This is a genomic window from Streptomyces sp. NPDC101110, from assembly GCF_044759525.1.
Classification (GTDB): Bacteria; Actinomycetota; Actinomycetes; order Streptomycetales; family Streptomycetaceae; genus Streptomyces.
In genome coordinates, this window is record NZ_JBIVZM010000003.1 from 626327 (window position 1) to 644307 (window position 17981).

A 17981-nucleotide genomic window follows, 5' to 3' on the forward strand; every position below is an offset into this window, starting at 1 on the left:
TGTTGTTCGGGCCAGGCCCTGGGGGACTAGGCCGACTTGCGGCTGTCACGGGGATGAACAGCGATGTTCATCGCGCCGGAACGCAGCACCGCCAGGCGCTCCTCGAGGACCTCTTCGAGTTCCTCACGGGTGCGCCGCTCCATCAGCATGTCCCAATGCGTACGCGCGGGCTTGCCCTTCTTCTCTTCAGGGACATCGCCGTCCACGAGGAGTGCCTGGGCCCCACAGACCTTGCACTCCCACTCCGGCGGGATCTCCGCCTCGACCGAGAAGGGCATCTCGAACCGGTGCCCCTTCTCGCATGCGTACTCCACGGCCTGGCGCGGGGCCAGGTCGATGCCGCGGTCCGTCTCGTAGCTGGTCACCACGAGGCGCGTGCCGCGAAGAGCTCGCTCACTCATGAATCGTGCCTCCCGGGCTTGTCGCCCACAGGACAGGTGTCGCTGTCGTCGTCATCCGGTCAACGTCCGGTCGGCGGTAAAGATTCCCGTTCCGAGTCCCGTTCCGGGTCATGCGTCGCCGTCGTAGCCGCCCTTGTTGTACCCACCAGCGCCCGGTTTGTCACATCTGATAACAGATCTAACCCAGCGTTTCGGCATCTTTGACGCGCAGTAACGGTACGCCTGGCAGGCCAAACGCGTACACTACAGCCCTTTCGCTCCGAGTGCTAAATCCTGTCAGGAACCGGATTCCCCGCTTCGCCGATCGCACGCCGCACCGGAACCCGGGCGAGCAGGGCGAATCCGAGCACGAAGAACGCCACCAGCGAGACGATCGCGTCCCGGTAGCTCCCCGTCAGCTGGTAGGTCACCCCGAACAGCAACGGCCCGAGCCAGCTCATCCCGCGGTCGCTCACCTCGTACGCCGAGAAGTATTCGGCCTCCTTGCCCGGCGGGACGAGATGGGAGAACAGGGACCTGGACAATGCCTGGCTGCCGCCGAGGACCAGACCGATCCCGGCGGCCAGGACGAAGAACCACACCGGTGCCCCGGCCGGCAGGAAGTACCCGGCCGCCAGCGTCGCCGTCCACGCGACGAGCGATCCCAGGATCGTGCGCTTGGCCCCGTACGTCCGGGCTAGCCGGCCCATGGCCAGCGCGCCCGCCACCGCCAGCACCTGCACCAGCAGGACGGCGCCGATGAGGGTGGACTGGCCGAGGCCCAGCTCCTCGGAGCCGTAGACCGAGGCCTGGGAGATCACCGTCTGGATGCCGTCGTTGTAGACGAGGTAGGCGAGCAGAAAGGCCAGCGTCAGCGGATGGCGGCGCATGTCGCGGACGGTCGCCGCCAGCTGCCGGAAGCCGGGCAGGGCCGCCTCCCGGCCGACGGGCCGGTGATCGCGCAGCCGCCGCAGCGGGATGAGGGCGAACGCGCCCCACCACAGGCCCGCCGACGCGAGGCAGATGCGCACCGCCGCGCTCTCGGAGAGGCCGAAGCGGTCGTGCCCGGTGTAGAGGACCAGGTTCGCCACGAGGACCAGCGCACCCGCCGCGTAGCCGAACGCCCAGCCGCGGGAGGACACCGCGTCGCGCTGGTCGGGCGGGGCGATCTGCGGCAGGTAGGAGTTGTAGAGCATCATCGCCACGGACTGCGCGGCGTTGGCGACGACCAGCAGGGCCCCGCCCAGCAGATAGCGGTCGCCGTCCAGGAAGAACATGGCCGCCGTGGCCGTGGCGCCGGTGTAGGCGGCGGCCGCGAGGAGGGGCTTTTTGCGGCCGGTGCGGTCGGCGGCGGCGCCCACCAGGGGCATCACCAGCACGGCCACGATCACCGACAGGGACACCGAGTAGGCGAAGAAGGACCCGGCGCGCACCGGGATGCCCAGGGGATGGACATACCCGTCCGGGTCCGCGGCCGCCTTGGCGACCGAGGTCAGATAGGGGCCGAGGAACACGGTGAGCACGCTCGTCGAGTAGACGGAGCAGGCCCAGTCGTAGAAGTACCAGCCGCGCTGTTCGCGTTTCAGCTCCGCGGCCCCGTCGGCCGGTGGTGTCCGCACGGTGTCGTTGTCCACCCGTGCCCTCGCTTCCCCGTGAGCGCGCGGAGGCGACGTGCCCGGGGTCCGTGGGCGCTCAGGCCCAGACGCCGCGGTCCTCCATGACCTTGCGCAGTGTGTCGATGTGATCGGTCATGATGCCATCCACGCCCAGGTCGAGGAGCCGGTGCATGGTCTCGGCGTCGTTGACGGTCCACACGTGCACCTGGAGCCCGCGCGCGCGGGCGGCGTGCAGGAAGCGCCCGTCCACGACCTGGATGCCGGACTGGACCTCGGGCACCTGCGCGGCCACCGCGGAGCGGCGCACCGCCGCCGGCAGTCCCCAGGAGCGCAGCCGCAGGTTGAGCACGCCCCGTGTGCCGTACGACGTGGCCAGGCGCGGGCCCGCCAGCCGCTGGGCGCGCACCACCCGCGCCTCGGAGAACGACCCCAGGCAGATCCGGTCCCAGGAGTTCGTCCGCCCGACCAGGTCCAGGAAGGGCAGCAGGGCCGCCTCCGCCTTGACGTCCACGTTCCAGCGCACGTCGGGAAAGGTCTCCAGGAGTTCCTCGAAGAGGGGGAGCGGCTCCTCGCCCGCCACGCGGGCCTGCCGTACCTCGTGCCACGGAAGGTCGCAGATCCGGCCCGCGCCGTCCGTCACCCGGTCCAGAGTCGCGTCGTGGAACGCGACGAGCCTGCCGTCCCGGGTGGTGTGGACGTCGGTCTCGATGTACCGGTAACCCGCATCGACGGCACGGAGGAACTGCCGCGTCGTGTTCTCCAGGCCGTCCGCGGCCCCACCCCGGTGGGCGAAGGCGATCGGGCCGGGATGATCGAGGTAGGGATGGCGTATCCGCGGGGTCACAGACGCAGTATCGCCCCTCGGGGTTGACCGGCGGCAACGGCCGTGCTGCCACCGGGTGCCGCGGGGACGGCGAACAGGCGCAGGAAGAACTGGGCGAGCGGGCCGATCACCAGCGCGTACAGCAGGGTGCCGATCCCGACGGTGCCGCCGAGGGCGAAGCCGGTCGCCACGACCGTGAGCTCGATGCCCGTGCGGACCAGGCGGATCGACACGCCCGTGAGCTGGTGCAGCCCCGTCATGATGCCGTCACGCGGGCCCGGTCCGAAGCGGGCCGCGATGTACAGGCCGGTGGCCGCCCCGTTCAGGACGATCCCCGACACCATCAGCGTGATGCGCGGGGTCAAGCCGTGCGCGTCGGGCACCAGGGCCAGCGTCGCGTCCATCGCCATGCCGATGACGACCACGTTGGAGACGGTGCCCAGGCCCGGCCGCTGACGCAGCGGGATCCAGGCGAGCAGCACCAGGGCACCCACCAGGGTCAGGACGACACCGATCGACAGGCCGGTCAGCTCGGCGAGACCCTGGTGCAGCACGTTCCACGGTTCCAGCCCGAGCCCCGACCGGACGAGCAGTGCCGAGCTCGCCCCGTACAGCGCGAGACCGGCGTAGAGCTGGACGAGCCGCCGGGCGAGACCCTCCCGCGTGGACATGATGGTGCCCCCTGTGGTGGTAGTGGACTGATGCATGACACCCTGTGGCTTGGATGGAGAGGCCATCCATGGCCAATCCGGGGAAGGTGGACTGATTTCGATGGCGGAATGGACCTCGGCCGTGGGCGCGGCGCAGCTCGCCCGGCTCCTCAGCTCCCAGCAGGACCGCCCGGCGGGCCCCGGCACGCGCCGCCCACCGGCCTATCGCGCGCTCGCCGACGGCATCCGCCTGCTGGTGCTCGAGGGACGTGTCCCGGTGGCCGCCCGGCTGCCCGCCGAACGCGAACTCGCCCTCTCCCTGTCCGTCAGCCGTACGACCGTCGCCGCTGCCTACGAGGCGCTGCGCAGCGAGGGATTCCTGGAGTCCCGGCGCGGGGCGGGGAGCTGGACCGCCGTTCCGGCCGGGAACCCGCTGCCCGCGCGCGGGCTGGAACCGCTGCCGCCGGAGGCCCTCGGCTCCTTGATCGACCTCGGCTGCGCCGCACTTCCCGCCCCCGAGCCCTGGCTCACCCGGGCCGTCCAGGGCGCCCTGGAGGAACTTCCGCCCTACGCGCACACGCACGGCGACTATCCCGCCGGGCTGCCCGCGTTGCGGGCCATGATCGCCGAGCGCTACACCGCGCGCGGGATCCCGACCATGCCCGAGCAGATCATGGTGACGACCGGGGCGATGGGCGCCATCGACGCCATCTGCCACCTGTTCGCCGGACGCGGGGAGCGCATCGCCGTCGAGTCGCCCTCCTACGCCAACATCCTCCAGCTGATGCGGGAGGCCGGGGCGCGGCTGGTGCCCGTCGCCATGGCCGAGGGGCTCAAGGGGTGGGACATGGACCGCTGGCGGCAGGTCCTGCGGGACGCCGCTCCGCGCATCGCGTACGTCGTCGCCGACTTCCACAACCCGACCGGGGCGCTCGCGGACGAGGACCAGCGCCGACGGCTGGTGGACGCGGCGCGGTCCGCGGGCACCGTGCTGATCGCCGACGAGACGATGAGCGAGCTGTGGCTCGACCCGGAGGTGCGGATGCCGCGGCCGGTGTGCGCCTTCGACCCGGCCGGGTCGACGGTGATCACGGTGGGGTCGGCGAGCAAGGCCTTCTGGGCCGGGATGCGGATCGGATGGGTGCGGGCCGCTCCGGACGTCATCCGCAGCCTGGTCGCCGCCCGCGCGTACGCCGATCTCGGCACGCCGGTGCTGGAGCAGCTGGCGGTGCACTGGCTGTTCGGGACCGGGGGCTGGGAGCAGGCCGTGGAGGTGCGCCGGGAGCAGGCGCGGGCGAACCGGGACGAACTGGTGGCCGCGGTGCGGCGGGAGCTGCCCGCGTGGGAGTTCGAGGTGCCCAAGGGCGGGCTGACGCTCTGGGTGCGGACCGGGGGTCTGTCCGGATCGCGGCTGGCCGAGGCCGGGGAGCGCGTGGGCGTGCGGGTGCCGTCCGGGCCGCGCTTCGGGGTCGACGGGGCGTTCGAGGGGTATGTGCGGCTGCCGTTCACCGTGGGCGGGGCGGTGGCCGAGGAGGCGGCCGTTCGACTGGCCGCGGCGGCGGGACTCGTGGAGAGCGGCGCGGTCGGGAGCGCGGAGGCGCCGCGTACGTTCGTGGCGTAGGGCGCGGGTGCGGGCAGTGCCGCCGAGGGCTGTACGCCCCCGGCGGCACGTGGGCCGCGGCTACGTCTCCTTGGTGAGGGCCGGTACGTGGTCGGTGAGGGCCGGTACGTGGTCCGGCGCGGGCTCCGCGGTCAGGGCGGGGACCGGGTCCGGCGCGGCTTCCTTGGCCAGGGCGTGTACTGATTCCGGCGCGGGCTCCTCGGCCGGGACCTGCACCGGCTCCGGCGCGGGCTCCGTGGTGAGGGCGGAGGCCGGGGCAGGCGCTGCGTCCTTGGCCGGGACGTGTACTGGCTCCGGCGCGGGCTCCTCGGTCAGGACCTGCACGCTCTCCGTCTTCTGCGGTTCCGCCGGCGCCTGCTGCGGTTCCGCATCCGTCGGTGCCGGTTTCGCCTCGCCCTCCGGCCAGTGCTGCTCCTGCTCCGGGATCGTCTCCCCGTCCGCCGGGTCGGTGCGCGGCGGGAGGAGCGCCAGGACCGTCTCGCAGAGGGCGTCGGGTGTGGCGTCGTCGTAGGGGTTCGGCGTGGCCGGGACCTGGAGGCGGTGGACCGGGCCCGTGCCCAGGCGGGCGTATCCGCGACCCGGCGGGAGCTCGTCGATCAAGGTGGTGGGCGGGAGCGCGCCCAGGACCGATTCGAGCTGGTCGGCCGTGGCCGGGCCCAGGACCACGCGGGCACGGGTGTGCTGGCGTACCGGATCGCTGAGGGCGTCCACGCTGTCCAGCTGGTCGGCCACGACCACCGTCACGTTCGCGGGGCGGCCGTGCCGGAGGGGGACCTGGAGGAGGGACTGCGGGTCCTTGCGGCCGTCGGCGGCGGCCAGGTGCGTGAAGGCCGTCGGGCGGTCGAGGAGGATCCACAGGGGGCGCTTGGTGTCGGCGGGCGGCGGATCGCCCGCCTGATGGGCGCGGTTGGCTGCGATCAGGCGGCGCTCGGTCTCGGTCGCGGCCCACTCCAGACTGGCCGTGACCCCGGCCAGCCCGGCCTCGACCGCCAGGACGCCGTCCCGGCCGGTCAGACAGGCGTACTCGCCGGTGCCGCCACCGTCGACGATCACCACGTCGCCGTGGAGCAGGGCCTGCAGGGCGATGGACCGCAGCAGCGTGGAGGTGCCGCTGCCCGGCTGGCCGAGCGCGAGCAGGTGCGGCTCGGTGGAGCGCAGGCCCGTGCGCCAGACGACCGGGGGCACGTCTCGCTGCTCCTCCCCGTGGGTGACGGGGAGCGTGCGGTGGACCCGGGTGGGGTCGGTGAAGCCCAGCACCGTCTCGCCGGGGGTGGTGACGAAACGCTGGGCGACGATGTCGACGGGGAGCGGCAGGAGCACCCCGACCGTCAACTGGTTGCCCTCCTCGTCCCACGTGAAGTGGTATTCGCGGCCCCGGCCCGACTTGGCCGCGAGGAGGTGCTCGATCCGGGCGCGGGCCTCCGCCTCGCCGTCGGTGAAGTACGCCGGGTAGCGCACCACGAGCTGCGCGATCCGGCCGCCGCCGTCGAAGGCGTAGGTGGGGAAGGCCTTGTCCCACGCGCCGCCGTGGGAGTACAGCGGCTCGGGGTCCTCGGCGGCGGAGAAGTACGGCACGAGGGCCTCGTACAGCGATTTGAGCCGCTGGGTCTGCGACTCGTCGGGCCCGTCCGGCGCAGCCCCGGAACGGTCCCGGCCCTGCCAGGCCGCCGCCGCCATCAGGGTGATGGCGGCGAGCAGCGGTCCGTACGGCACCAGTGCCACGACCAGGATCACGGAGGCCACCAGGAACAGCAGCGCCCCCCGTCGCTCCTTGGGAGTCTCGGTCCATCTGCGCCGCCCGGCCGCTGCCAGCCGGCGCAGACCCCGCATGATCGTGATCAGCGGGTGGAGGACGTCGGTGGCGCTGTCGGCGGCCGTGCGGGCCAGCTCCCGGCTCCGGGCGAGCTGCGCGCTGCCGTTGCTCAGAATGCGGGGGAGGGGGCGCCGGGCCACTACTGCCTCCAGTGAGTGCGTACGGGCGGGATGCGTACGGGGAGCGGGGGCGTCAGAACTTGATCCCGCCGAGCAGGCTCGCCAGGCTCTCGCCGCCCGCCTTGATGCTCGGGGCGATGGCCGTGCTGGCCAGGTAGAAGCCGAACAGCATGGCGACCACGGCATGCGACGCCTTCAGTCCGTCCTTGCGGAAGAAGATGAAGACGACGATGCCGAGCAGGACCACACCTGAGATGGAGAGGATCATTTGAGTTCTCCTGGTTCGCGGGGACAGTCACCATGAGTACTTCCAGGCTCACAGGATGTATCCATACGATAAAAGGTGCAACTGGGTGAAATTCTTACTATTTCCCCCGAGTGGCGGAGTGGCACCGGGCCCGGCAGGACCGGCCTGCTGCGCTTGTCCGGGTCTGTGTTGATCTTTACCTCGGGCACATCGGGTCATGTGCCACGCGAGCCAGTACCCTGGCGATTCACTCGTACGGCTGCGCCCCTCGCAGGCGTACGCACCGGAGGCGATGCGTAGTGGAGAGGCGGTCCGCCCGATGACCGAAGCCCCCGACCCCGAGGTCGTGGAGCTGGCGACCAAGATCTTCGATCTGGCCCGGCGGGGACAGACCGAGCCGCTCGTCGCGTATGTCGACGCGGGCGTTCCGGCCAACCTCACCAACGACCGCGGCGACTCGCTCGTGATGCTCGCCGCTTACCACGGCCACTCCGACGCGGTGCGCGCGCTGCTGGAGCGCGGCGCCGAGGCCGACCGTGTGAACGACCGAGGCCAGACCCCGCTCGCCGGGGCCGTCTTCAAGGGCGAGACAGACGTGATCAAGGTCCTCCTGGAGGGCGGCGCCGACCCGTCCGCGGGCACGCCCTCGGCGCTCGACACCGCCCGGATGTTCGGCCGGACGGAACTGCTCGAACTGTTCGGCGAGCACTGAGCCGACCGGTCTGACCTGGAACGACAACGAAAACGGGGGAGGCGGTAAAGGGCCGCCGAAATTTCGGTCGCGGCAGACGGAAGTGCCGAGTCATCATGACGACGTGGTTCACGGACGTGATGGTTGGGCAGGTTTTGCCGCACCGCGCGGGCCGTGACGCGGTCCGCAAGGGCCACCGACGAGAGGCAGAGGAAGATGGTCTACAGCAAGCAGGAAACGGCGGGCGCTCCGACGTGTTGTCACGCGGCCAGGTAGTACACGTCCCCGGTTGCGTCGACGCTTGATGTGAGGCTGTTTCCCATGTTCGATCCGGTCATAGCGCCCAGCGGTACGCTGCTCGGCCTGCTTCAGCGGGGCCGCGGCGACGGCACGCTGCACGCGCTCACCGCCCCGCGCCCCGAAGCGCTTGCTGCGTTGAACCACTGTGTGCTGCGCGATCCCCGCCACGACTGGCAGGTGGAGAACCGCTCCCTCTACTACGCCCGCCTCTACCTCGACCTGAACGGCGAGCTGGACGAGGTCGAGGCCCATCTCTTCTGCGCCGAGGACGTACTGGACGGCGACGAGTCACGCACCGGGCTCGCCCTCGCAGTCCTCGGGCACCTCGCTTCCTACGGCAGGCGGGACGCGCTCGAGCTGCTGCGCAGGTACGCCGCCCACGGCTCCAACTGGGCCTGGGCCCTCGACGAACTCGCCCTCAGGGACGACGACGCGGGCCTGCGTGCCCTCGCCGCCCCCGTGCTCGCCCGGTTCCCGGCCGACCCGGAGGGCGACGCCGAGCTGGCCGCCACCGTCCGGGACGCCTTCGAGCCCCGTCCGTGGCGGCTGTGGGCGGAGGATCCCCGCGACTCCGTCGCCGCACGTGTGCGTGCCGCTCACGAGACGGGTTGTTTCGACCGCTGGCAGCGACAGATGCGACCCTCCGGGCCCCGCCCGGGCTGGAGCGTGCAGGCCGTCTTCGCGTGGGCCCAGCAGGGCATCGAGCGCGGAGCCGCCCTCCATGTGCCGGCCGCCCGCTGTCTCAGCGCCGTGGCGGGGCCCGAGGACCGGGCCGAGATCGTGCAGGCGGCGAAGGACGGCAGCGACGGAGCCCGGTGCACGGCTCTGCGGTACCTCGCCGACGCCAACGATCCCGAGGCCCTCGACCTGATCGAGGGCGCCGTGGCCAGCGGCTCGGCCCTCGTCGTGGACGCGGCCGTCGACGCCTTCGAGCGGATGCGCTCCCTGGCAGCCGTGGACCGGGCGCGCGGCTGGGCCCGGCGCCCGGACCCGCTGGGCGCCGCCGCCGGGCGCGTGCTCGCCTGCCGGGGCGGGGTCCAGGACCGTGACCTGGTCCTCGCGGCGCTGCGGGAGGCCGTACGCGGCGAAGGTCCCGACGCGCCGACCCTGTGGACCCTCGTGGACGGCACCGGCCGGCTGGGCATCGCCTGCGCCGCACCCGTGCTGCGCCACATCTACCGCGAGACCGCCTCCTCCCATCTGCGCGGCCGGGCCGCCCGGGCCCTCGCCGCCACCGACCCCTCCTTCGCCACTGGCTTCGCCGTCGAGTGCCTGTGGGACTGCGAGGAGACCACCCGGGAGATCGCCGCCCGGCACGCCGAGACCGGGGACACCCGCGTCGTCGAGCGACTGCGCCGACTCGCCTCCGACCCGGCCGAGGAAGCCGAGGTCCAGACGGCCGTACGCAGCCGGATCGGTCCCGAGGAGACCGCTGTGTGACCCCCTCCCGAAGAGGATGCCGGGGCGGATTCGCGCCTCCAGGGTGAACTGGGGGTGACCCGCGGGTCAGGAGGGGATGGACACCACCTGACCTGCGGGGGTGCGCATCGGACGCTCATGGGACGTTCCTCGGCCGGAAAGATCCACGTTGACGCGGCCACGTCCGGCACGGCGACAACACCGATATGCGCGTCGTCATCGTGACCGAATCCTTTCCCCCCGGCGTGAACGGCGTGGCCCACTGCGCGCTCCAGACCGCCCGGCACCTCGTCGCGCGCGGCTCGATGTGAGGGCCTCGGCCGCCGTGTCCGCCGCGCTCGCTGCCCCGTCGGTGACGGAGCAGCCGGACGCCGCCTGGGACCGGTCGTCCGGACTGATGCAGCCGCGGGGCCCTAGCGGCGGCGTACGGCCACGAAGCGGACCGGAGTGCCCGGGACGGCCTGGGCCGCTGCCGGGAGGTCGGCGGCGCGGACCACGGCGATCACCGGGTAACCCCCGGTGGTCGGATGGTCGGCGAGGAACACCACCGGCCTGCCGTCCGGCGGGACCTGTACGGCGCCCAGCACCATGCCCTCGCTGGGCAGTTCACCCGGCCGGGCCCGCTCCAGCGCGGGTCCCTCGGTGCGCAGCCCGATGCGGTTGCTCGCGGAGGACACCGAGAACGGGCGGGAGACGAAGGTGCGTACGGCCCCGGGAGTGAACCAGCCGTCCCGCGGGCCGAGCGTCACCCGGAGGACCAGCTCGTCCGGCGGCGCCGGCTGCGGGGCGACGTCCACGCGCGCGTGCCCGCCCGTCGGTCGTCCCAGAGGCAGCACCGTGCCGTCCGTGAGCGGGGGCGGACCGAGCCCCGACAGCAGGTCCGTGGACCGGCTGCCGAGCACCGGCTCGACCGCGACGCCTCCGGAGACACCAAGGTAGGCGCGTACGCCCGACACGGCGGGTCCGACGTCCAGCAGGGCCCCCGCGGGCACCCGCACCGGCGCCCCCCAGGCGGCGGGCCGTCCGTCCACCGTGACCCGGCAGGGCGCACCCGCCACCGCCACCATGGCGGTCGAACGAGGGCGTACGGCACAGCCGTCGAGGGTCGTCTCCAGCACGGCCGCCCCGGGCGGGTTGCCGACGAGCCGGTTGACGAGGTCCGCGGCCGGCCGGTCCAGGGCCCCTGAGCGGGGCACGCCGAGATGGGCGTGACCGGGACGGCCCGCGTCCTGCACGGTCGTGAGGGCCCCGGCCCGGACGACGGCGAGCGCACGGTCCGTCATGACCCCGCCTCGGGGACGAACCGCACGCGCGTGCCCGGCGACAGCAGCGCGGCCGGTACGCGGGCGTGGTCCCACAGCACCGCGTCCGTCGTGCCGATCAACTGCCAGCCGCCCGGCGACGAGCGCGGGTACACGCCCGTGTACGGGCCCGCCAGGGCGAGCGATCCCGCCGGGACGGCGGTGCGCGGTGTGGCCCGGCGCGGGACGTCATAGCGCGGCGGCAGACCGGTGAGGTAGCCGAAGCCGGGTGCGAAGCCGCAGAAGGCGACCTGGAATTCGGTGTCACCGTGGATGCGGGCGACCTCCTTCTGCGGCACGCCCCAGTGGGCGGCGACGTCGGCCAGGTCCGGGCCGTCGTACCGCACCGGGATCTCCACGACGTCACGCGCGCGTGGGGGAGCGGGCGGCAGGTCGGCGGCGGACAGTTCGGCGGCCAGCCGGGCCGGGGCGTCGAGGCCGTCGAGGAGGACCGTGCGGGCCGCGGGCACGATCTCGCGGACCGCGAGCGATCCCTCCGCACGGCGCCGCAGCAGCTCCGCGTGCAGCGCCTGGGCCTCGTCGTCCGAGGAGACCTCGACGAGCAGGGCGTCCTCGCCGACGGGCAGCACGTTCATGCGAAGGCCTCCACCCGGACCCCCGACGCCTCCAGCCGCTCGCGCACCCGGCGCGCCAGCTGCACCGCGCCCGGGGTGTCGCCGTGCAGGCACAGCGAACGCGCGCGGACCTCGACGCGCGTCCCCGAGCGGGAGACGACCTCGCCGGAACGGGCCAGGCCCAGGGAGCGTTCCACGACGGCGTCCGGGTCGGTGACGACGGCGCCTTCCAAGGTGCGCGGCACCAGGGTGCCCTCGTCGGTGTACGCCCGGTCCGCGAACGCCTCGGTGACGACCGGCAGTCCGGCCTTCCCGGCCAGCTCCAGCAGGCGCGAGCCGGGCAGCCCGAGGACGGGCAGCGCGGTGTCCGCCAGGAGCACGCCGTCGACGACCGCGGCGGCCTGCTCCTCGTCGCGCACGACCCGGTTGTAGAGCGCGCCGTGCGGTTTGACGTAGGCGACGCGGGCGCCGGCCGCGCGCGCGAAGACCTCCAACGCGCCGATCTGGTAAGCGACTTCCGCCGTCAGTTCGGCGGGCGGCACGTCCATGGCGCGCCGCCCGAACCCGGCCAGGTCCCGGTAGGACACCTGGGCGCCGATCCGGACCCCGCGCTCGGCCGCCAGCTCGCACACCCGGCGCATGGTGGCGGCGTCCCCGGCGTGGAAGCCGCACGCCACGTTGGCGCTGGTGACGACGGACAGCAGCTGTTCGTCGTCGGTGAGCCGCCAGCGGCCGAAGCCCTCGCCGAGGTCGGCGTTCAGGTCGATCGAGGTCATGTGCGGTGTCTCCTGTCAGGCCACGCGGTACTGCTCGTCGCGGGCGTCGGTGAGGAACATCTGCCCCGGTGCGTGGGTGAGGGCGAAGGGCGGACGCGAGGCCGTCACGACCGCCTGCGGGGTCACCCCGCAGGCCCAGAAGACCGGGATGTCGTCCGGCTCGGCGTCCACCGGGTCCCCGAAGTCGGGGCGGCCGAGGTCGTCGATGCCGAGGCCCGAGGGATCACCGCAGTGCACGGGGCTGCCGTGTACCGCCGGCAGCAGACTGCTCTCCCGGATCGCCGCCGCCAGGTGCCGGGGCGGCACCGGCCGCATGGACACCACCAGCGGCCCGCGCAGCCGCCCCGCCGGCCGGCACCGGCGGTTCGTCACGTACATCGGGACGTTGCGGCCCTGCTCGACGTGGCGGATCGGCACGCCCGCCTCGCCCAGCGCCCACTCGAAGGTGAAGCTGCACCCGATGAGGAACGAGACCAGGTCGTCCCGCCAGTACGCGCGCACGTCCGTCGGCTCGTCCACCAGCTCGCCGTCCCGCCACACCCGGTAGCGCGGCAGGTCGGTGCGCAGGTCCGCGCCGTCGGCCAGGACGGTGCTCCAGGAGCCGGCGTCCGTGACGTCGAGGACCGGGCAGGGCTTGGGATTGCGCTGGCAGAACAGCAGCATGTCGTAGGCCCAGTCGGCGGGGACCGAGATCAGGTTGGCCTGGGTGTGGCCCGCCGCGACTCCGGCCGTGGGGCCCGTCAGGCCATCCCGGAAGCGGGCCCGGGCGGTTGCGGGGCTCCACGCGTGTGCCTGCTCGTCGACCAGGACGACGGGACGGTCCTCGGTCCCGGTGCTCGTGGGGTTCACGCGAGCTCCTTCCCGCGCGTCTCCGGCAGCCCGAGCAGTGCCAGCGCCGCGATGCCGTAGCCGATCGCTCCGAAGACCAGGGCGCCGCCGACGCCCCAGCTGTCGGCCAGGAACCCGACCGTCGTCGGGAACACGGCACCCACCGCGCGGCCGGTGTTGTACGTGAAGCCCTGCCCCGTCCCGCGCACCGCCGTCGGGTACAGCTCGCTCAGGTAGGACCCGAAGCCGCTGAAGATCGCCGACATGCAGAACCCGAGCGGGAAACCGAGCACCAGCAGCAGGGTGTTGGCGCCGCTCGGGATGTTCGCGTACGCCAGGATGCACAGCGCCGACAGCAGGGCGAAGAGCCAGATGTTGCGCCGCCGGCCCAGCTTGTCGGTGAGGTAGCCGCCGGTCAGGTAGCCGATGAAGGCGCCCGATATGAGGAACGTCAGATAGCCGCCGGTGCCGACGACCGACAGGTCGCGCTCGGACTTCAGATAGGTCGGCACCCAGGTGGCCAGCGTGTAGTAGCCGCCCTGGACGCCGGTCGAGAGCAGTCCTGCGAAGAGGGTGATCCGCAGCAGGCCGGGCTTGAAGATCGCCGTGAACGAGCCCTTCTCCGCGCTCTGTTCACGTGCCGCGGCCGCCTCGGGGGCGTCGTGCACACTGCGCCGCAGCCAGATGACGAGCAGCGCGGGCAGCGCCCCGGTCCAGAACATGATGCGCCAGGCCAGGTCGTCGCCGGCCACGGAGAAGACCAGGGTGTAGACGATCACGGCGAGGCCCCAGCCCACGGCCCAGGAGCTCTGGATCGCGCCGAGCGTGCGCCCCCGGTGCTTGGCGCTCGCGTATTCGGCGACCAGGATCGCGCCGACGGCCCACTCGCCGCCGAAACCGAGGCCCTGGAGGGCACGGAAGACCAGCAGGGTCTCGTAGTTGGGCGCGAAACCGCAGGCGACGGTGAACACCGCGTACGTGATCACCGTGAGCATCAGCGCCTTCACCCGGCCCACGCGGTCCGCGAGTACGCCGGCCAGGGCGCCGCCGACCGCGGACACCACCAGCGTGACCGTGGTGAAGAGACCGGTCTGGCCGCTGTTCAGGCCGAAGTAGGCGGACAGCGCGACCATGCTGAGCGGCAGCGTGAAGTAGTCGTACGAGTCCAGGGCATAGCCGCCGAAGGCGCCGGTGAAGGCGCGTCGGCCACGCGGGCCCAGGGCGCGCAGCCAGCCGAACGCCCCGTCGTCCGAGGTGCGTTCGGTGGTCGCGGGGCGTGGGTCGTCGAGCTGGGCCTGCGGTGGAGGGGTCGTGCTCATGGGCACCTCGCAGAGGGAGGACGGAGAGTGCTTCGGAGTGAGCCGTGCCGTACGGAGGCGATCGGCGCCGGATGGGGAAGCGGTGGGGAAAGCGGCCCCGCCGCCGCGACGCTGTGCGTAGCACCGTAGAGGATTGTTCAACGATCCCTCAATACCCGTGTTGGTTCTTCTTGTGATCTGCGATTGAATTCCGGCATGGCAGAGCAGCTGAAGGACCTCGCCGACGACCGGGCCCTCCTGGGGCGCACCAGCACCGCGGAGCGGGTCTCGGACATCCTCAGGAGCCGGATCGCCGAGGGCTACTTCCCGCCCGGGACCCGCCTGTCGGAGGACAGCATCGGAGGCGCGCTCGGCGTCTCGCGCAACACGCTGCGCGAGGCGTTCCGGCTGCTCACGCACGAGCGCCTGCTCGTCCACGAGTTGAACCGGGGCGTCTTCGTCCGGGTCCTGACCGTCGACGACGTCGAGGACATCTACCGCACCCGCCGGCTCGTCGAGTGCGCCGTCGTCCGGGGCCTCGGCGAGCCGCCGTACGGCCTGGAAGGGCTCGCCGGAGCGGTCGAGCAGGGGCGGGTGGCGGCCCGGGAAGGTGACTGGAAGGCGGTGGGTACCGCGAACATCCACTTCCACCGGGAGCTGGTCGCCCTCGCCGCGAGCGAGCGCACTGCCGAGCTGATGCGCAGCGTCTTCGCCGAACTGCGGCTGGCCTTCCACGTGGTGGACGAGCCGCAGCGATTGCACGAACCGTATATTGCGCGAAATGTCGCGATTCTGGAGGCGCTGCAGGACGGCAACCGGAAGAAAGCCGAACACCTGCTCGCCGGATACCTCGACGACTCGCTGGAACGCGTGGTCGAGGTGTACCGGCGGCGGGTCGGCGAGGACGGCCCAGGGGCGCCCCGCTGAGGAGCGTGGCTCAGCCGGGCGCACCCGCGTCGTTTGGGTGGTTGTCAGACCCAGGACCTAGTCTGTGCACCGTGACTTCGCCTGCATCGACGGACAGCGTTCCGCCCCAGCTCAGCGCGGGGCCGCGCCCCGCCCCGGGGCCGGCCGCCGACGAGGGCCTGGCGCGGCGCCTGCGCGCGCTCGCCTGCACGGCGCCGCTGCACGACCTGGACGCGCGCAAGGCCAACCTGGCCGGCGAGTACTCGGTGTACGGCATGTCGGAGGTGGCCCTCGCGGCCATCGACCTGGTCACCCTGAACATGGACTTCGACACGGGCGCGGACCACGACCAGATCGTCGCCCGCCTCATCCCGCGCATCGCAGCCCAGGCGCCGCAGCGCCCCGCCGCCGAGCACGAACGCGTGGCACGCTGGGTCCTGGAGAACCTGATCAACGTCGGCAGCGTCGACCGCGGCTTCCGCGCGGTCTACGGCACGTTCGGCGCGGACGGCAGCTATGTGCGCCGTGACTACGACTTCAAGCTGCTCGAGGAGGTCCCCGGCCCCGGCGGCACGGTCTACCTCCGCACGACGGACGAGGCGGTCAACGTCCTCGTCGGCGCCCTCGACACGGACGTCACCAGCGCGCAGATCGCCGCCGAGGTCAAGCTGGAGGTGCTGATCAGCCGCGGCAGGCTGGCCGACGCCCAGCTCGCCGCCGAACAGGCCCGCTACCGCACCGTGCAGTACTCGGAAACCCTGCGCCGCGCCCTGGACGCGACCCGGCGCAACGTGCGCGCGGTGGACTGGCTCTCCGCCGTGCCCGACATGATCGCCGAGGCCCTGGAGCACGTGGCCGACCGCTACCGCCACGAGAACGCGATCCTCACCAACATCCGCAAGGCGCGCGACGAGTCCGAGGACCCCGAGCACAAGCGCCGCACCGCCGAGCTGGTCGACATCGTCAAGGACTGCATCCGCCGGCACACCCAGCTGCAGTCCCGGCTGCTGGAGGCCGGACCGCTGTTCCGTGCCGAACAGGACCGGCAGGCCTTCGCCACCCCGATGACGACCTCGGGGACAGACCTCTACGGGCACCTCCTCGCGCCCGTCCTGCCGCTGCCGCTGGAGCAGGCCGTCCGTGTCACCGACGCCTTCTTCGGCCGCGGCACCGGGCTGCGCACGCCCGTGTCCGTCCGGGTCGGCGACCTGGTCGACATACTGCTGACGCCGCCCGTGGAGCGGGAGCACCTGGGCGCGGAGATGCCCGAGCCCGACCTGATCGCCACACCGGACGACAGCCGGTTCAGCGAGGAGCAGCTGGCCGCCGCGCAGGAGCTGCTCGACCTGCCCGCGGACGCGCCGCGCCGCTTGTCGGGGCTGCTGGCGCAGGCCCGGCGGCAGGATCCCGAGCTGCCGTACCTGGTGGCCCTGCTGGCGGTGCACGCCGCCAGCCCGCCGGTCGGCACGGCCTACCGCCAGGGCGAGCAGAAGCTGCTGTTCGCCGTGGACGACGGGACCGAGCTCGACGACCCGGAGTTCGGCGGAGCGGACCTGATCGTCGGCACCGCCCTGCTGGACGCCGCGGGGATGGCGGCGGACCGGACGGAGGCCGCGTAATGCTCCCGCCGGTGGGCGGCTGCGACGCCGTCGTGGCCGACCGCGCAGTTTCCCGCGCCCCTGAGGGCGCTGCCCGCAACCTCGTCTACAAGGTCAAGGAGTTCAAGTCGTGAGCGAGCACGTCGAGTGGAGTGAGCCGGAGGGCCCGGCCCCGGCGGCCGCCGCCGTCACTCCCGCCGACGCCGCCGACGCGGCTCGGCTCGTGTCGTTCGGGCTGCAACCCAAACTGCAGCCCGCCCGCGACCAGGAGTACGCGGACCTGCTCCGGAGGTACCGCGAGGACCCGCCGTTCGCACGGCTCGCGGACGCCGTGGCGACCGGGCTGGGGCTGATCGTGCTGGAGGTGTCCCCGCGCGCGGGCATGGCCGTGACCGCCGCCGAGGACTCGGTGTTCGCCGTCCGCATGGGTGACTACGCGCGTCGTACGTCCGCCGACGGCGGCGACCGGTTCCTGCACGGGCTCGCCCATCTCGCCGTCGCCGCCATGGCCTTTCCGCGCCCCGAGGACCTCGCCGACGACGGCTACATCGGCCGGGTCACGGTCAACGGCGTCGACGCCTTCGTGCGCCAGGCCTGCCGCCGGCTGGAGGAGCGCGCCGAGGAGCAGGGCGAGAACACCGACCCGGCCACCGACGCCCCCGGACTCGAGGCCGCCTGGCGGATCTGGGTGCGGCGCAGCGCGACGGGCGCCACCAAGGACGCCCGCCGCCTGGCCGGTTCGACCACCGGCATCGTCGCCAAGGCCGCCGCGTTCCTCACCGAGTCCGGCTTCCTGCAACGCACCGGCGACGACCACGGCGGCACGTACCGCACGACCGCCCGGTACCAGCTCCAGGTCCGCGACATGGCCGGCAGCGCCGCCATGGCCGAGCTGCTGGACCTGGGGGTCGTCCCGGTCACCGACGGCACGCCGACGCTGCTGCCCGCCGAGGAGAGCGACGACCTGGAACTGGTCGCCGACGCCGCGCTGCCCTTCCACTCCTCCTGAACCACCCGCCA

At 72.7% G+C, this 17981-nt stretch carries 17 protein-coding genes; 6 read left to right on the forward strand and 11 right to left on the reverse strand.

The window, feature by feature from the left end:
- Positions 1 to 26: 26 nt before the first annotated feature.
- From ACIQU3_RS09110 to ACIQU3_RS09125, 4 genes are all read right to left on the reverse strand, one after another.
- Positions 27 to 401, reverse strand: coding sequence for an RNA polymerase-binding protein RbpA (locus ACIQU3_RS09110; RefSeq protein ID WP_030247095.1), 375 nt, complete (start codon positions 399 to 401; stop codon positions 27 to 29).
- Positions 402 to 667: 266 nt separating this feature from the next.
- Entirely contained in the window at positions 668 to 2014 is a 1347-nt protein-coding gene (locus ACIQU3_RS09115) for an MFS transporter (protein ID WP_403728369.1), read from the reverse strand.
- A gap of 58 nt (positions 2015 to 2072) precedes the next feature.
- Positions 2073 to 2840 carry a glycerophosphodiester phosphodiesterase gene (locus ACIQU3_RS09120; protein ID WP_403728367.1) on the reverse strand — a complete coding sequence of 256 codons (768 nt, stop codon included), beginning with the start codon at positions 2838 to 2840 and terminating at the stop codon, positions 2073 to 2075.
- Entirely contained in the window at positions 2837 to 3526 is a 690-nt protein-coding gene (locus tag ACIQU3_RS09125) for a YitT family protein (protein WP_403924119.1), read from the reverse strand. Before ACIQU3_RS09125 ends, ACIQU3_RS09120 begins: the two co-directional genes overlap by 4 nt.
- A gap of 64 nt (positions 3527 to 3590) precedes the next feature.
- On the opposite strand from ACIQU3_RS09125, the gene ACIQU3_RS09130 reads away from it, so the two are divergent.
- The gene (locus ACIQU3_RS09130) at positions 3591 to 5090 is read left to right on the forward strand and encodes a PLP-dependent aminotransferase family protein (protein WP_403728363.1); all 1500 of its coding nucleotides are present in this window, start codon (positions 3591 to 3593) and stop codon (positions 5088 to 5090) included.
- A 60-nt stretch (positions 5091 to 5150) separates the two neighbouring features.
- Here ACIQU3_RS09130 and ACIQU3_RS09135 read toward each other — a convergent pair whose 3' ends face one another.
- Positions 5151 to 7043, reverse strand: a complete 1893-nt coding sequence (locus tag ACIQU3_RS09135; RefSeq protein ID WP_403924122.1) for a hypothetical protein — start codon at positions 7041 to 7043, stop codon at positions 5151 to 5153.
- 52 nt (positions 7044 to 7095) lie between these two features.
- A complete protein-coding gene (locus ACIQU3_RS09140; protein ID WP_030843336.1) occupies positions 7096 to 7290 on the reverse strand; it encodes a hypothetical protein in 195 nt (64 codons plus the stop codon).
- Between the two features lie 298 nt (positions 7291 to 7588).
- On the opposite strand from ACIQU3_RS09140, the gene ACIQU3_RS09145 reads away from it, so the two are divergent.
- Together ACIQU3_RS09145 and ACIQU3_RS09150 are read left to right on the forward strand one after the other, a co-directional pair.
- Positions 7589 to 7981, forward strand: a complete 393-nt coding sequence (locus tag ACIQU3_RS09145) for an ankyrin repeat domain-containing protein (RefSeq protein WP_403924125.1) — start codon at positions 7589 to 7591, stop codon at positions 7979 to 7981.
- A gap of 300 nt (positions 7982 to 8281) precedes the next feature.
- Positions 8282 to 9700, forward strand: coding sequence for a HEAT repeat domain-containing protein (locus ACIQU3_RS09150; protein WP_403728358.1), 1419 nt, complete (start codon positions 8282 to 8284; stop codon positions 9698 to 9700).
- Positions 9701 to 10092: 392 nt separating this feature from the next.
- Here the strand turns inward: ACIQU3_RS09150 and ACIQU3_RS09155 are convergent, their stop codons facing one another.
- Genes ACIQU3_RS09155 through ACIQU3_RS09175 form a run of 5 tightly spaced genes read right to left on the reverse strand, consistent with a single transcriptional unit; the run spans position 10093 to position 14478 of the window.
- Positions 10093 to 10962: a biotin-dependent carboxyltransferase family protein gene (locus ACIQU3_RS09155; RefSeq protein ID WP_403924128.1), complete on the reverse strand. Its 870-nt coding sequence runs from the start codon at positions 10960 to 10962 to the stop codon at positions 10093 to 10095.
- Positions 10959 to 11576, reverse strand: a complete 618-nt coding sequence (locus ACIQU3_RS09160; RefSeq protein WP_403924130.1) for an allophanate hydrolase subunit 1 — start codon at positions 11574 to 11576, stop codon at positions 10959 to 10961. Before ACIQU3_RS09160 ends, ACIQU3_RS09155 begins: the two co-directional genes overlap by 4 nt.
- Positions 11573 to 12331: a LamB/YcsF family protein gene (locus ACIQU3_RS09165; RefSeq protein ID WP_403728350.1), complete on the reverse strand. Its 759-nt coding sequence runs from the start codon at positions 12329 to 12331 to the stop codon at positions 11573 to 11575. The genes ACIQU3_RS09160 and ACIQU3_RS09165 overlap by 4 nt, the downstream gene beginning before the upstream one ends.
- 15 nt (positions 12332 to 12346) lie before the next feature.
- Positions 12347 to 13180 (reverse strand): putative hydro-lyase, encoded by an 834-nt coding sequence (locus ACIQU3_RS09170; protein WP_403728347.1) that lies wholly within the window; start codon positions 13178 to 13180, stop codon positions 12347 to 12349.
- Positions 13177 to 14478: an MFS transporter gene (locus ACIQU3_RS09175; RefSeq protein WP_381441246.1), complete on the reverse strand. Its 1302-nt coding sequence runs from the start codon at positions 14476 to 14478 to the stop codon at positions 13177 to 13179. Before ACIQU3_RS09175 ends, ACIQU3_RS09170 begins: the two co-directional genes overlap by 4 nt.
- Before the next feature lie 195 nt (positions 14479 to 14673).
- Between ACIQU3_RS09175 and ACIQU3_RS09180 the strand changes: the two genes are divergently transcribed.
- The 3 genes from ACIQU3_RS09180 to ACIQU3_RS09190 all read left to right on the forward strand — a co-directional run bounded on the left by ACIQU3_RS09180 (position 14674) and on the right by ACIQU3_RS09190 (position 17970).
- Positions 14674 to 15384, forward strand: a complete 711-nt coding sequence (locus tag ACIQU3_RS09180; protein ID WP_403728344.1) for a GntR family transcriptional regulator — start codon at positions 14674 to 14676, stop codon at positions 15382 to 15384.
- A gap of 71 nt (positions 15385 to 15455) precedes the next feature.
- Entirely contained in the window at positions 15456 to 16982 is a 1527-nt protein-coding gene (locus ACIQU3_RS09185) for a hypothetical protein (RefSeq protein ID WP_403728340.1), read from the forward strand.
- 109 nt (positions 16983 to 17091) lie between these two features.
- Positions 17092 to 17970: a hypothetical protein gene (locus tag ACIQU3_RS09190; RefSeq protein WP_403728338.1), complete on the forward strand. Its 879-nt coding sequence runs from the start codon at positions 17092 to 17094 to the stop codon at positions 17968 to 17970.
- The last annotated feature ends 11 nt before the right edge of the window (positions 17971 to 17981 follow it).

Excerpts from the sequence above, each read along its gene's own strand:
- ACIQU3_RS09110 (WP_030247095.1), bottom strand. The coding sequence starts at position 401 with ATGAGTGAGCGAGCTCTTCGCGGCACGCGCCTCGTGGTGACCAGCTAC.
- ACIQU3_RS09125 (WP_403924119.1), bottom strand. The coding sequence starts at position 3,526 with ATGCATCAGTCCACTACCACCACAGGGGGCACCATCATGTCCACGCGG.
- ACIQU3_RS09130 (WP_403728363.1), top strand. The coding sequence starts at position 3,591 with ATGGCGGAATGGACCTCGGCCGTGGGCGCGGCGCAGCTCGCCCGGCTC.
- ACIQU3_RS09140 (WP_030843336.1), bottom strand. The coding sequence starts at position 7,290 with ATGATCCTCTCCATCTCAGGTGTGGTCCTGCTCGGCATCGTCGTCTTC.
- ACIQU3_RS09145 (WP_403924125.1), top strand. The coding sequence starts at position 7,589 with ATGACCGAAGCCCCCGACCCCGAGGTCGTGGAGCTGGCGACCAAGATC.
- ACIQU3_RS09150 (WP_403728358.1), top strand. The coding sequence starts at position 8,282 with ATGTTCGATCCGGTCATAGCGCCCAGCGGTACGCTGCTCGGCCTGCTT.
- ACIQU3_RS09155 (WP_403924128.1), bottom strand. The coding sequence starts at position 10,962 with ATGACGGACCGTGCGCTCGCCGTCGTCCGGGCCGGGGCCCTCACGACC.
- ACIQU3_RS09160 (WP_403924130.1), bottom strand. The coding sequence starts at position 11,576 with ATGAACGTGCTGCCCGTCGGCGAGGACGCCCTGCTCGTCGAGGTCTCC.
- ACIQU3_RS09165 (WP_403728350.1), bottom strand. The coding sequence starts at position 12,331 with ATGACCTCGATCGACCTGAACGCCGACCTCGGCGAGGGCTTCGGCCGC.
- ACIQU3_RS09175 (WP_381441246.1), bottom strand. The coding sequence starts at position 14,478 with ATGAGCACGACCCCTCCACCGCAGGCCCAGCTCGACGACCCACGCCCC.
- ACIQU3_RS09180 (WP_403728344.1), top strand. The coding sequence starts at position 14,674 with ATGGCAGAGCAGCTGAAGGACCTCGCCGACGACCGGGCCCTCCTGGGG.